This window comes from Candidatus Photodesmus blepharonis (genome assembly GCF_000731795.2).
In the GTDB taxonomy this organism is placed as follows: domain Bacteria; phylum Pseudomonadota; class Gammaproteobacteria; order Enterobacterales; family Vibrionaceae; genus Vibrio; species Vibrio blepharonis.
This window is the reverse complement of record NZ_JGVK01000001.1, coordinates 23376-37801: the sequence shown is the minus strand read 5'-3', so window position 1 is coordinate 37801 and position 14426 is coordinate 23376. Positions and strand designations below refer to the sequence as shown.

11 protein-coding genes and 1 other RNA gene are annotated in these 14426 nt (G+C 37.6%); 6 read left to right on the top strand and 6 right to left on the bottom strand.

Translation table 11 applies throughout. The features are described 5' to 3' along the window. The first annotated feature begins 76 nt into the window (after positions 1-76). Positions 77-1795 (top strand): proline--tRNA ligase, encoded by a 1719-nt coding sequence (locus CF67_RS00170; RefSeq protein WP_034412880.1) that lies wholly within the window; start codon positions 77-79, stop codon positions 1793-1795. 99 nt (positions 1796-1894) lie between these two features. On the opposite strand, the gene purL is transcribed toward CF67_RS00170, so the two are convergent. After that, a complete protein-coding gene (purL, locus tag CF67_RS00165) occupies positions 1895-5785 on the bottom strand; it encodes a phosphoribosylformylglycinamidine synthase (protein ID WP_034412877.1) in 3891 nt (1296 codons plus the stop codon). 331 nt (positions 5786-6116) lie between these two features. Between purL and tadA the strand changes: the two genes are divergently transcribed. Further along, entirely contained in the window at positions 6117-6593 is a 477-nt protein-coding gene (tadA, locus tag CF67_RS00160) for a tRNA adenosine(34) deaminase TadA (RefSeq protein ID WP_034412875.1), read from the top strand. A gap of 83 nt (positions 6594-6676) precedes the next feature. Here the strand turns inward: tadA and dnaJ are convergent, their stop codons facing one another. From dnaJ to grpE, 3 genes are all read right to left on the bottom strand, one after another. Further along, positions 6677-7813 (bottom strand): molecular chaperone DnaJ, encoded by a 1137-nt coding sequence (dnaJ, locus tag CF67_RS00155; RefSeq protein WP_034412873.1) that lies wholly within the window; start codon positions 7811-7813, stop codon positions 6677-6679. A gap of 225 nt (positions 7814-8038) precedes the next feature. Beyond that, positions 8039-9961, bottom strand: coding sequence for a molecular chaperone DnaK (dnaK, locus tag CF67_RS00150; protein ID WP_034412872.1), 1923 nt, complete (start codon positions 9959-9961; stop codon positions 8039-8041). 306 nt (positions 9962-10267) lie between these two features. After that, positions 10268-10858 (bottom strand): nucleotide exchange factor GrpE, encoded by a 591-nt coding sequence (grpE, locus tag CF67_RS00145; RefSeq protein WP_155994526.1) that lies wholly within the window; start codon positions 10856-10858, stop codon positions 10268-10270. Positions 10859-10993: 135 nt separating this feature from the next. Between grpE and nadK the strand changes: the two genes are divergently transcribed. Together nadK and CF67_RS00135 are read left to right on the top strand one after the other, a co-directional pair. After that, complete coding sequence (gene nadK / locus CF67_RS00140; protein WP_034412870.1) at positions 10994-11878, top strand: NAD(+) kinase; 885 nt, start codon at positions 10994-10996, stop codon at positions 11876-11878. 357 nt (positions 11879-12235) lie between these two features. Then, positions 12236-12610, top strand: a complete 375-nt coding sequence (locus CF67_RS00135) for an outer membrane protein assembly factor BamE (protein ID WP_034412868.1) — start codon at positions 12236-12238, stop codon at positions 12608-12610. Here the strand turns inward: CF67_RS00135 and CF67_RS00130 are convergent, their stop codons facing one another. Both CF67_RS00130 and CF67_RS00125 read right to left on the bottom strand, forming a co-directional pair. Next, the gene (locus tag CF67_RS00130; RefSeq protein ID WP_034412867.1) at positions 12611-12922 is read right to left on the bottom strand and encodes an RnfH family protein; all 312 of its coding nucleotides are present in this window, start codon (positions 12920-12922) and stop codon (positions 12611-12613) included. 1 nt (position 12923) lies between these two features. Then, the gene (locus tag CF67_RS00125) at positions 12924-13355 is read right to left on the bottom strand and encodes an SRPBCC family protein (RefSeq protein ID WP_034412866.1); all 432 of its coding nucleotides are present in this window, start codon (positions 13353-13355) and stop codon (positions 12924-12926) included. A gap of 116 nt (positions 13356-13471) precedes the next feature. Between CF67_RS00125 and smpB the strand changes: the two genes are divergently transcribed. After that, positions 13472-13957, top strand: coding sequence for an SsrA-binding protein SmpB (gene smpB, locus CF67_RS00120; RefSeq protein WP_034412990.1), 486 nt, complete (start codon positions 13472-13474; stop codon positions 13955-13957). Positions 13958-14012: 55 nt separating this feature from the next. Next, positions 14013-14379, top strand: a transfer-messenger RNA (tmRNA) gene (ssrA, locus tag CF67_RS00115). Positions 14380-14426 lie beyond the last annotated feature (47 nt).

Genomic DNA, 14426 nt, shown 5'->3' with positions numbered 1-14426 from the left:
ATTTTCACAATTTTGTTGTTTGCTGACAACTTTTTAGTGACTTTCTTTACATTAAAAACAAATGGATATACCATCAATGCGTACCAGTGAATATCTACTCTCTACTCTAAAAGAAACTCCAAGTGATTCTGAATTGATAAGCCATCAACTGATGATACGTGCAGGGATGATCCGTCAGTTAGCTTCAGGGCTGTATACTTGGTTACCCACAGGTCTACGCATTCTTCGTAAAATTGAAAAAATTATCCATGAAGAAATGGAAAATATAGGTGCTGTAGAAATCCTTATGCCTGTAGTGCAACCTTCTGAACTTTGGAAAGAAACAGGACGCTGGAACAAATTCGGCCCTGAACTGCTACGTATTTCAGACCGTCATAACAGACAATTCGTACTTGGACCAACTCATGAAGAGGTAATGACAAATATAGTGAGAAGGGAAATAAATTCCTATAAACAACTTCCATTAAAACTATACCAAATTCAAACTAAATTTCGCGATGAAATTCGTCCACGCTTTGGCATCATGCGTTCCAGAGAGTTCATCATGAAAGATGCCTACTCTTTTCACTTAGATAAAAAAAGCCTACTCGAAACATATGAAGCTATGTACCAAGCATACTGCAACATATTCACCCGTGTCGGCTTAAATTTTCGAGCAGTACTTGCGACAACAGGTTCTATTGGAGGTGATAACTCTCATGAATTCCATGCATTAGCAGAAAGCGGTGAAGATCTAATTGTTTTCTCTTCTCACTCTAATTACGCAGCAAATATTGAAAAAGCTGAAGTTTTAATACCTACTTCTAAATGCGGTGCTCCAACTCAGGATTTGAAACTGATTAACACCCAAAATATAAAAACAATTCCAGAACTCGTAAAACAGTACAACCTTACAAGCAATAAAATCGTAAAAACTCTATTTGTCAAAGCATCTGACAAAATTTCAAGTTCAATTATCGCGCTAATAATACAAAGTAATCATGATTTAAATCAAAGCAAAGCAGAGAATTTACCCGAAGTTGCTTCTCCACTGACTATGGCAAGCGAAAAAGAAGTTCGTAATTTAATCGGAGCAAATCCTAATTCAACCGGTCCTGTCGGACTCCAAGTACCATTCATTGTTGACCATTCCGTTGCAATAATGAGCGATTTTATCGCCGGTGCCAATATTGACGGAAAACACTATTTTGGTATCAATTGGAAACGCGATGTTGAATTAAAACGAGTAGCAGATTTGCGTAACGTGATAGAAAACGATCCTAGTCCATGTGGTCAAGGTAAACTACTAATTAAACGTGGTATCGAAGTCGGTCATATATTCCAGCTAGGTAACAAATACTCTAAATCAATGAACGCCTCTGTTCTTGGCCCCAATGGTAAAAAGAAAATTATAGAAATGGGTTGCTATGGTATTGGCTGTACCCGAATGATTGCGGCCATAATCGAACAGAATAACGACAACCGCGGCATCACTTGGCCAAAAAATGCAACTGCACCTTTCCAAGCAGCCATCATACCAATAAATATGCATAAATCTAAACACGTCAAAGATGCAGTTGAAAAACTTTATACCAGTCTCACTTTTGAAGGTATTGATATATTGCTAGACGATCGTAAAGAACGATTAGGCGTGATGTTCTCTGATATCGAACTTATAGGTGTTCCTCATATTATTGTTATTAGCGATGATAATCTTAACGAAGGCAACTTTGAATACAAAAACCGTCGCTCTGGTATAAAAAAATTAGTACCAATTTCTAATTTTATTGCGTACATAAAAACACAATTTTCTTGATAAAAACATCAAAGGTTGCAAGAATTTCACTCTTTATTAATATACGATTTTCCAGCACACTCTTTCTAATTCGTTGAAGCAAAAGTAACTGTTGCTTCACTAGCCAATGTATTTTCTCGCGTTTTGAAACATACGCATCCAAGCACCATTTTCTCCCCACCCATCTGGAACCCAAGAATTTGAAATTGTACGAAATACACGCTCTGGATGAGGCATCATAATTGTCACAGAGCCATCTTTTGTTGTTAAACCTGTAATCGCATTTGGCGAACCATTTGGATTATTAGGATACTGTTGTGTTGGATTGCCATAATTATCAATATAACGTAATGCTACAATACCTGAGTTTTCGATTGCATCTAAGTGCTCATCATTACGTACTTCCATACGCCCTTCACCATGAGATACCGCTATCGGCATATGAGATCCTTCCATACCACTGAAAAAAATGGATTCCGACTTCTGAATTTTCACTAAACTAAAACGAGATTCAAAACGCTCAGATTCATTACGTACAAAACGAGGCCAATTTTCAGCTCCAGGTATCAAAGAACGCAAATTAGACAGCATTTGACAACCATTACACACACCAAGAGAAAAAGTGTCCTTACGCTTAAAAAAATTTTCAAATTGATCGCTAGTGTTTTCATTGAATAAAATAGATTTCGCCCAACCTTCACCTGCTCCTAATACATCACCGTAAGAAAAACCACCACAAGCAACTAGGCCAATATATCCGTGCAATGTTACTTGCCCAGCAATGATATCACTCATATGAACGTCAATAACTTCAAAGCCCGCGCGATGAAATGCAGCAGCCATTTCAAGGTAAGAATTCACACCCTGCTCACGTAGAATGGCTACTCTAGGCTTAGCACTTATGTTTACCATAAATAAAATATCTTCATTTACATCAAAGCTTAGTTTTACACTCAAACCTGGATCTAAATTGTCTTTCTTTGCTTCATATTCTTGACGCGCACAAGCTGAGTTATCTCTTAAAGCTTGCATCTGATACGTTGTTTCTGCCCAAATACTACGTAATTTAGTACGACTACGCTGAATAATGACTTTTTTACCAGAAGTAATTGTAAACTCATCAGAACTTTCAACATGACCGATAATATGAAAACATCCTTCTAAACCATTATCCGTCAAAACAGAAAAAACTGAATTTATATTTTCATTTTTAATCTGAATTACTGCACCTAACTCTTCATTGAATAACACACTCAATGCATCTATACCCAACTCTTCAATATTTACTTTTATACCACAATGACCTGCAAATGCCATTTCAGCTAAAGTGATAAACAAACCTCCATCACCTTTATCGTGGTAAGCAATAATTTGATTATCTTCTATTAACGCTTGTATGCTAGAATAAAATCCTTTCAATTTTAGCACATCATCAACATCTGCTGATTCATCACCAAGCTGATTATAAACCTGAGTTAACGCTGTTGCGCCTAAACGATTCCTACCATTACTAAGGTCAATAAGAACAAGGGAACTATCAAGATTTATTCTCAATTGTGGAGTAATTGTCTTGCGAACATCTTCTACACGAGCAAAGGCAGTTATAATTAAAGAAAGCGGAGAAGTAACTTCTTTTTCTTTACCATTTTCTTCCCATCTAGTTTTCATTGACGTTGAATCTTTACCTACAGGAATAGTAAGACCCAGTGCCGGACAAAACTCTTCACTTATTGCCTTAACTGCTTCATAAAGACCGGAATCCTCGCCAGGATGATCTATTGAAGACATCCAATTAGCTGACAACTTAACACGTTTAATATCACCAATATTTGTTGCCGCAATATTAGTTATTGCCTCTCCTACTGCTAAACGAGCTGAGGCAGCAAAATCTATCAATGCGACAGGAGGACGCTCACCTATAGACATCGCCTCACCATAATAAGCATTATAACTTGAAGCAGTGACCGCACAGTTAGCCACTGGAATTTGCCAAGGGCCAACCATTTGATCGCGCACAACAAGACCGCTCACTGAACGATCACCAATTGTAACTAGGAAGGTTTTTTCAGCAACACTTGGAAGGCGCAATATACGATCTACTGCTTCATTGATTTCAATACCAACAAGATCAATGGTTGAACGTCTCGCCTTAAGTGTTTTTGCGTTATAGCGCATTTTAGGAGCTCTACCTAATAGAATGTCCATTGGCACATCGATTGGTGTATTACCAAAATATTCATCTTCCACTTTGAGTTTTCGTTCCTCAGTTATAGTACCGACTACTGAGTACGGTGCACGCTCACGTTTACAGATAGCATCAAATACTCCCATTTTTTTAGGAGAAACTGCCAGAACATAACGTTCTTGAGATTCATTGCACCAAATTTCTAATGGACTCATACCTAACTCAGCGTTTGCTATATCACGCAATTTAAAAAGACCACCACGTTTCCGATCGTTAACAAACTCTGGCAACGCATTAGACAGGCCACCTGCACCTACATCATGAATAAATAAAATCGGATTGGAAGTACCTAAGTGACAACAACGATCTATCACCTCTTGACAGCGACGTTCCATTTCTGGATTAGCGCGTTGAACAGAAGAAAAATCCAAGCTTTTAGACAACTTTCCAGACGCCATAGAAGATGCTGCACTACCTCCAAGACCTATATTCATAGCTGGACCACCTAAAACGATGACTCTTGTCCCTATTGGAACCTCCTTTTTATTTACATGCATTTCACGAATGTTACCCATACCACCAGAAATCATAATTGGTTTGTGATAACCACGGATCTCTTCACCAGCATGAGAGTTTACTTTTTCTTCATAGGTACGAAAATAACCAAGTAAGCAAGGTCGACCAAATTCATTATTAAATGCCGCACTTCCAAGTGGTCCCTCTAGCATAATGTCAAGAGCAGTAACAATACGATCCGGTTTACCAAAATCAACTTCCCATGGTTGCTCAAAATTAGGAATGCGAAGGTTCGAGGTCGTAAAACCTACTAAACCTGCTTTAGGTTTCCCACCAACACCGGTCGCGCCTTCATCACGAATTTCACCACCGGAACCCGTAGCAGCCCCAGGCCAAGGAGAAATCGCCGTTGGATGATTGTGCGTTTCAACCTTCATTAAGATATGTACTTTTTCATGACTATAATCATAGCGATGAGTTTCTGGGTTTGGAAAAAAAAGACCTACTTCTGAACCCATCATAACTGCAGAGTTATCTTTGTAAGCTGACAACATGTGCTCAGGAGTCGTTTGGAAAGTATTTTGAATCATTTCAAACAATGATTTCTTTTGCTTGATACCATCAACACTCCAATCAGCGTTAAAAATTTTATGACGACAGTGTTCAGAATTTGTTTGCGAAAACATCATTAACTCAACATCTGTTGGATTACGTTTGAGATTCACAATAAAAGTCTCTAATAAGTAATCAATTTCATCGTCAGAAAGAGCAAGGCCTAAAGCAACATTCACCTTCTCAAGTTCAAGACGACCACCGCCAAACAAATCTATATCTGAAACGGGTTTTGGTTGAGTTACTTTAAATAATACATTTGCTAGCTTAAAGTCTGATAATACAACCTCCATCATACGATCATGCAAAAAAGATTCTATCTTAAAAATTTGCGATTTTGTCAATACTGATGAGCTTTCAATGTAATAAGCTATCCCACGGTCTAGCCGTTTAATTTTTTTAAAATTGCAATTGTTAATTATATCCATTGAATTGGAAGACCAAGGAGAAATAGTCCCTGGACGAGGAATAACTAGTAGTAACAAACCGGAAGGTTGATACTTTTTAATTGTCGGACCATAAGCAAGTAATTTGTTTATTTTTTCCACCTCAGATATTTCTAGATCGGAAACTAGATCAACAAAGTAAATAAATTCAGCATAAATATCCGTCACAGGTAAATTCAATTCACGACAGAATTCTAAAAATTTATTAACACGAAACCTTGAAAGAGTTGGGGAACCACGAAAAATTCTCATGTACTTAAGTCTCTTTATGTCCAATTAACAAACGTTTTACGCTAAGGTTAAAGCAGAATAAAGCTATGAAAAACCCATCTTCATATTCTCTACCATGCTTTCATTATAAAGCAATTAATTTTTTGATGTAATAGCAAAAACAATTACAAAATCCGCTCTTTCTTTGAAAAAAGAAAAATATTTAAAGGTTATAGATCGGAAAATTATCGAAGACATCTCGAAATGTAGGATACAATCCTACTGTAAATACTTGGAATTTCACCCCATTTATGGATTTGCATTCAACATCTAGTTATATCAACTTAAAGATCAGAAATCAGGAATCTATATTTTGTCTAGCTTTCAATTCACTAAAGAAGATGAAAATTTTATGCGTCGAGCAATAGAACTTGCTTCTTACGCAGAACAAGAAGGAGAAGTACCTGTCGGAGCCATATTGATTCAAAACAAAGAAACAATAGCAGAGGGGTGGAACTGTTCTATCCGCAACCACGATCCTACAGCACATGCGGAAATCGAAACTTTGCGCAAAGCGGGACGATCACTAAAAAATTACCGACTACCCAACGCTACATTATACGTCACACTAGAGCCATGTTTAATGTGCACAGGTGCTATATTACATAGCCGAGTAAAACGTGTAGTGTATGCCACATCGGGTCTAAAATTTAGACCTGACGGAATAGTGCTCAGCCTATTTGCAAATAACATCCATCATCTCAGGGTAGAAAACGGCCTGTTAAAAGACGAATGCCAAAACCAGTTACAAACTTTTTTTAAAGAACGTAGAAAAAAAGATAAGGTATGACAAATGACTCACCATAACTAGTGGCACACTACCCTGAAAAACCTACTTAAGCAAGCACATTTTGCATTAAGTGACCTTCCGACTTAACTAGTCAAGTCATCAAAAAATTTCTTAACACCATTAAAAAAGCCTTCAGATTTCGGCTTATGCTTATTCGCTGCATCACCGCCACAAGATTCTTCAAATTCACGCAACAATTCTTTTTGTCGAGGACTGAGTTTGACTGGTGTCTCGACTACAAGTTTAACAATCAGATCCCCAACAGCGCCACCACGCACACTTTTTACACCTTTAGCTCTCATTCGAAACATACGGCCAGTTTGCGTCTCTTCTAAAACTTTAAGATTGACACGCTTATCAAGAGTTGGAACTTGAACTTCACCACCTAGCGCTGCCATCGCAAAACTAACAGGAACCTCACAATAAAGATTATTCCCATCACGTTCGAAAATATGATGCTCTTTTACATGAACCTGCACATATAGATCTCCAGCTGGTGCTCCTCTCTCTCCAGCCTCACCTTCACCAGACAAACGAATACGATCACCGGTATCAACGCCAATAGGAATTTTGACGTTCAATGTTTTATTTTTTTGCCTACGACCTTTACCATGACAGACAATACATGGATCCTTAATAATTCTGCCTTTTCCATGACAAGTTGGGCAAGTTTGCTGAACCGCGAAAAAACCTTGACGCATCTGGACTTGACCATGCCCCTGGCAAGTACCACAATTATTCGGAGACGAACCTTTCTTAGCACCACTACCACCGCATGAATTACAATGAACCAGCGTTGGTACTTCAATTTCTTTTGATACTCCGCGAACAGCTTCTTCCAAAGATAGTTCAATGTTATAGCGTAAATCAGCTCCTCGCTGTTGTGCACGAGATTGACTGCGACGACCACCACCGAAAATATCACCAAAAACGTCACCGAAAATATCACCGAAATCGCCCTGGCTGCTAAAACCACTTCCTCCTATACCACCTTGTTCGAAAACAGTGTGACCATACTGGTCATAAGCTGCTTTTTTTTGTGGATCGAGCAAGATTTCATACGCTTCTTTTACTTCTTTAAATTTATCCGCAGCATATTCATCACCTGGATTGCGATCAGGATGAAATTTCATTGCCAAACGCTTGTATGCTTTCTTAATATCACGCTCAGATGCATCGCGGCTAACTCCTAATACTTCGTAAAAATCACGTTTTGACATGTTATTTGTCACCAATTCCTTTCTGTAAACAACTTTAGTATCGCTTGACAACTGTATGTTCTAACGAAAAAACCTAAACCCTAGAACGATATTTAATCAGATACCAACCAAATTCTACCACCGTCCATAAACACACGGGCGTATGAGTAACCCCAAACGCCCGTATCAAACTGGAAAAAAGCCTATAAACTGAGAATTACAAATCTCTTGCTCCAAAACAAGAAATTACTTCTTCTCATTTTCTTGCACTTCTTCAAACTCTGCGTCCACAACATTGTCGTGAGAGGACTGTTTTCCAGCTTCAGGCTCTTTTACCTTCTCAGATTGGGCTTGCTGTTTCTGCTGAGATATTTCTATCAGCTTTTGAGAAGCCATCATAAGTGCTTGAATTTTAGAATCAATAGCTTCCTTATCGCTTCCTTTTTTAGCTTCTTCTAAATCTTTAATTATTGATTCAATATTCGCCTTTTCATTGCTAGGAAGGGCCTCACCGACCTCATTAATTTGCTTTTGAGTGCCATGAATCATTTGATCTGCTTGGTTGCGAGCGGAAGCTAGCTCTTCAAATCTTTTATCTGCTTCCCTGTTTACTTCAGCCTCTCGAACCATCTTTTCTACCTCATCATCACTTAATCCACTTGAAGCTTGAATAGTGATCTTCTGCTCTTTACCAGTTTGCTTATCTTTTGCGGAAACATGCAGTATACCATCAGCATCCAGATCGAAAGTCACTTCGATTTGCGGCATACCCCGCGGCGAAGGTTGAATACCCTCTAAATTGAACTGACCCAAGGATTTATTATGAGTCGCCTGCTTACGTTCACCTTGAAGCACATGAATAGTAACTGCACTTTGATTATCTTCTGCTGTAGAAAAAATTTGATTCGCCTTAGTTGGTATGGTCGTATTTTTCTCAACTAGCTTAGTCATAACTCCACCCATAGTTTCAATACCTAAGGAAAGAGGAGTAACATCTAGCAAAAGAACATCCTTTACATCACCTGCAAGCACACCACCTTGCACTGCAGCTCCCATTGCCACAGCTTCATCAGGATTTACGTCACGACGAGCTTCTTTACCAAAAAATTCAGCTACTTTACTTTGAACCATAGGCATACGCGTCTGACCACCAACAAGGATTACATCGCTAATATCTCCCACAGACAAATCCGCATCTTCTAAAGCTACCTTAAGTGGACCAAGAGAGCGCTGAACCAGTTCTTCAACCAAAGATTCTAATTTTGCACGCGTTACTTTAACGTTCATATGCTTAGGTCCAGAAGAATCAGCAGTAATATAAGGTAAATTGACGTCAGTTTGCTGTGCAGAAGACAATTCGATCTTGGCCTTTTCTGCTGCTTCCTTAACACGCTGCATAGCAAGAGGATCATTTTTAAGGTTCACGCCCTGCTCTTTTTGAAACTCTTTAACTAAATAATTGATTAAACGATTATCAAAATCTTCACCACCAAGATGAGTATCGCCGTTGGTTGCTAGAACTTCAAAAGTCTTTTCTCCTTCAACTTCGTCTATCTCGATAATAGAAATATCAAACGTACCGCCACCAAGATCATATACAGCAATAGTTCGATCTCCACCCTTTTTATCTAAGCCATATGCTAAAGCCGCAGCTGTTGGTTCATTGATAATACGTTTGACTTCAAGACCTGCAATACGTCCAGCATCTTTAGTGGCCTGACGTTGAGAATCATTAAAGTAGGCAGGAACTGTAATAACTGCACCAATTACTGCTTCACCTAAAAAATCCTCAGCTGTTTTTTTCATTTTTTTAAGCACCTCAGCAGAAACCTGTGGAGCTGCCATCTTTTGTCCCTGTGCCTCAACCCAAGCATCACCATTATCCGCTTTCACAATATTAAACGGCATAATTTCGATATCACGTTGTACTTCCTCATCTTCAAAACGACGCCCAATTAAACGCTTAATTGCAAAGAGTGTGTTAGTAGGATTTGTAACCGCTTGACGTTTGGCCGGCTGGCCAACTAATATCTCACCATCTGAATATGCAATTACCGATGCTGTTGTACGCTCACCTTCCGCGTTTTCTATCACTCGCGGCTTCTTGCCATCTAAAACAGCTACGCAAGAATTAGTAGTACCTAAATCAATACCAATGATTTTGCCCATCAGGCTATCTCCAAAATAAATTTATCCCTTGCCTCACTAGATCGCTCTCCTAAACAGGTTCCGGGAGAAAAAAATGCTCACACAACCCTTAACTGGCAAACGAAATAACTGTGTCGATCTCTACATGCACAATACATAAGGGCACCAAAACACTTTTCAAGGGGGAAACACCAAAAAAATCCATTTTTTATTGCAAAGACAAAAATAAAGCGATAGACCCGATCCGTGATTTGGAACAAAAGCACATCGATCATTATCCAGTGGGCTTGTAAATGATAGAATATCCCTAGTATAACTATATTGGTATTATTTCGCTACCATAACCATTGCAGGACGCACTACTCTACCGTTTAATTCATATCCCTTTTGCATAACTGACATAATTGTTTTCGATTCATGATCAGGACTATCTTGAATTGACATAGCTTGATGAAGTTCTGGATTAAAAACCTCACCTTCAGGATTAATCTCTTTTAAACCAAACCGAGCAATAACATCAATAAACGTTTTATGGGTTAACTCCACACCTTCAAGAATTCCTCTTGCAACTTCATCTTCGCTATTTGCTGCTTGAATAGCACGTTCTAAATTGTCAATCACTGGCAATAATTCTTCTGAAAATTTGCTTAGAGCGTACTTATGTGCTTTCTCTATCTCACTCTCAGTACGACGGCGTATATTTTCAACTTCAGCTTTTGCTCGTAAAACTAAAGCCTGTTGATCCTGCAACTGAGTTTTGCTTAAAAGCAAAGCCTCTTCAAGTTGAACAATTCTAGCTTCCTGCTCATCAAATTTAGATTTTTCACTCAATTCAACATCAGCGCCTTCAACTGCTTCTTCAGAGACTTCTTCTCGTTCTAACTCATCTTCTTTGATTTTATTCTCTTCGTCACTCATGATATCTCCTGAATTCAACCTATGCTATCATCTCGTTTATATTTTCAAATACAAAAAAATTAACATAAACAAATAACTTGCACTTATTATGGGGATAAAGATTCCTGATTCAAGCCTAATTTACCTAGAAAACGTATGAAAAAATCATTTAAAGTAATTGCTATTGTCGGTGAACCAAGAAATCAACAAGCGATACAAACTCATAAGGAACTATACCCGTGGTTAACTTCCATAGGCTATCAAGTTTTTGTTGATGATAGATTGAAAGAAATACTTCATAGTATTCCTAGAAAATATTTTGCTAACCTCACAGAGCTAGGAAAAAAAGCTGATCTTGCTATTGTTGTAGGCGGTGATGGTAATATGCTAGGAGCAGCGCGTGTTCTTTCACGCTTTGATATCTGTGTTATAGGAGTAAATCGCGGAAACCTAGGTTTCTTAACTGATCTAGATCCAGAAAATTTTCAGTCTGCATTAAAAAAAGTACTAAATGGTGAATATTTCCTTGAAGAACGTTTTTTGTTAGAAACTGAAATTCATCGTCATGAACAAATTAAAAGCCACAATTCAGCACTTAATGAAGCCGTCTTACATCCAGGTCAAGTCGCACATATGATCGAATTTGAAGTATATATCAACAACAGCTTTGCGTTTTCTCAACGTTCAGACGGTTTGATTGTCTCAACACCAACAGGCTCAACTGCTTACTCATTATCAAGTGGTGGCCCAATTTTATCGCCTAACTTAAATGCTATAACTTTAATACCAATGTTTCCTCATACCTTATCAAGCCGACCTTTGGTAGTTGACAGTAGTTATCAGATCAAACTGATTGTATCTCGCGATAATCATGGTCTCCAAGAAGTAAGCTGCGATGGCCAAATATCTTTACCAGTATCACCTGGCGATGAGATACTTATCTACCAAAACCCTAACGTTTTAAAACTACTCCATCCAAAAGATTACAACTACTATCACATCTTGCGGAACAAACTAGGTTGGTCAAATAAGCTTTTCTAGAGGATATGCAATAAAAGAACAACTTCAAAAAAGAAAAATGCCAACCCATTGAAATATTAATATCAAACTCAAGCCTTATCTTCTTAAATTAAGATGATCATCTATTGCAGGAAGGTAAAATTTCATATTGAAGTCGGTACTATGTTTTTAAACATAAAAATAACTCTCAATCCTCGTGCTATGATCAATGAGTCTCACCGATTCAATTGTAGAAACCAATATATTGCAGAAGTTGTACGACTATTTTGTGAAGAGTAAATCTTTTAACCTAACAAACAACCCAAAAGTTCAGGATTTTTTTACTTTACCTTTGAAGTATTTTAAGCTTATATAAAACTTTTGCTTAAGAATTTTAACATGCACCAAACAGTGAACTCTTTGACTACTATCTTATCATTATTAATGGCAACAATAACATTGATAGGCTGCCACTCATCGAAAAGTCTAGTCTATCGCATTAGTATAAGTCAAGGTAATTATATTGAACAAAATGATGTAAACCAACTCAGATTAGGGATGTCTAAAAAACAAGTTCGTTATATTATAGGCTCTCCAATGTTGATTGAACATAACCATCCGAACACTTGGTATTACATTCATTATACTTCTTCAGGCCAAGATAAGCCTATTCAAAAAAACTTAGCTGTTAACTTCAATTCATCGGAAGAGCTTACTAGTGTTACTGGTGACTTTCAAATTAGCAAAAGGTTCTTTGAAAAAATTCATCAATAACTAAGATCTATTAACTTTTTGCTTATTTCCTTCTCTTATCTTACGTCGAATTTCTTTTGGATCAGCTAATAATTCCCGATAAATTTCAATGCGATCTTTATCTCTCACAGTGGTATCTAATTTAACAATACGACTAAAAATACCTACTTTATTCTGAGATAAATCAATCTCTGGATATGAAACTAATACACCAGATCGAATAATAATCTCTTCTACGGTCATATCTTTACTAACTGTTAATCCAAATACTTGTTGCTCATGCGGAAGCGCATATACAACCTCAACTTGAATTGTATTACGATCAATACTCATTTTACTTGTACACCTGCTCCGCACGCTTGCTAAATACATTTATTATATCACTTGAAATTTGATTAAAAAACTGATCGAACACAGCCTCAGCAATTTTACTTGAAAATTCAAACTCTAGCTTTAATTCTATCTTGCAAGCCTGCTCATCAAGCAGAGTAAAATACCATCCACCTTTAAGATCTTTGAAAGGACCATCAATTAAATGCATCAAAATAGCCGAACTAGACATGAATTTATTCAATGTAATAAAAGTTTTGTGTACTCCCGCTTTAGAGACATCAATAGAAGCTAGCATGCTATTACTGAAAGATTCAATTACACGAGATCCCGAACAACCAGGCAAAAAATCTGCGTATTTAGAAACATCATTGACTAAACTAAACATTTGTTCAACACTAAACGATACCAACGCAGAAGTACTAATATGCTTCACACTTGTTACCTTAACAATCAAGTTATATTATCGGTGCAGTAATTTTACTTTTATTCCTTCCAAGAACCAATAAAAGATTTCCTATCCAAAATTTAAGCTATATAATGCATAATATTATGATAAAGAAGTCAAAGAATCGATCTAATAGTAGTAATACTATTATTATCAATAAAAAAGCTCGCTATGAATACTTCATTAGCGGCGAAATTGAAGCTGGTTTAGAGCTAGAAGGTTGGGAAGTGAAATCGCTTCGAAAAGGCAAGGTTAACATTACAGAAAGCTATGTTTTCATGAACAATAATGAAGCTTTTGTCAGCGGAATAAGAATTACACCTTTAAATCAAACATGTACACATGTACTTTTAAATCCAACTCGTATACGCAAGCTGTTGCTAAATCGTTATGAACTTGATAGCTTGCTCGTTTCACTCAGTCGTGAAGGAATGAGCTCAGTGACCTTATCACTATATTGGGTACGTTCATGGGTAAAAATTAAAATTGGTATAGCAAAAGGCAAAAAATTGCATGATAAACGTAATGATTTAAAAGAAAGAGATTGGACACGTGATAAAGCACGAATTATGAAGATTTCCTTATCTTAGCCTCAGTACTACTTGAATGGGTCGTCTTTCTTTGCTACCCTTTAATTAAAGAGATGGGGCTGTTCTAGGATTCGACAAGAATTCTGAAATCTGAGGTGCATGTCGTGGGGCGGTTGGCCACGTTAAAAGCCGCAAAAAATAGTCGCAAACGACGAAAACTACGCGCTAGCAGCTTAAAAAACTACTTAGTGCACTTCTGCTCTAGCTTCTGCACGTAAGACGGGGAAAAACGGAAGATAAAACAAAACGTGCTTTGCCTGGATTCTCCAACCTGAGAGATGAACGGTGAACAAATATTCAGGTTAGCTTTTTTCCAGTGTGTCGATATCACGGGTTAAAGTGAAAATTGAAAATCGACTAAGCATGTAGTACCAATGAGGGATGGTTTTTGGACGCGGGTTCGACTCCCGCCAGCTCCACCACCCCGTTGATTTTAGATAACGATACTGAGCAAATAAATAAAAATCTT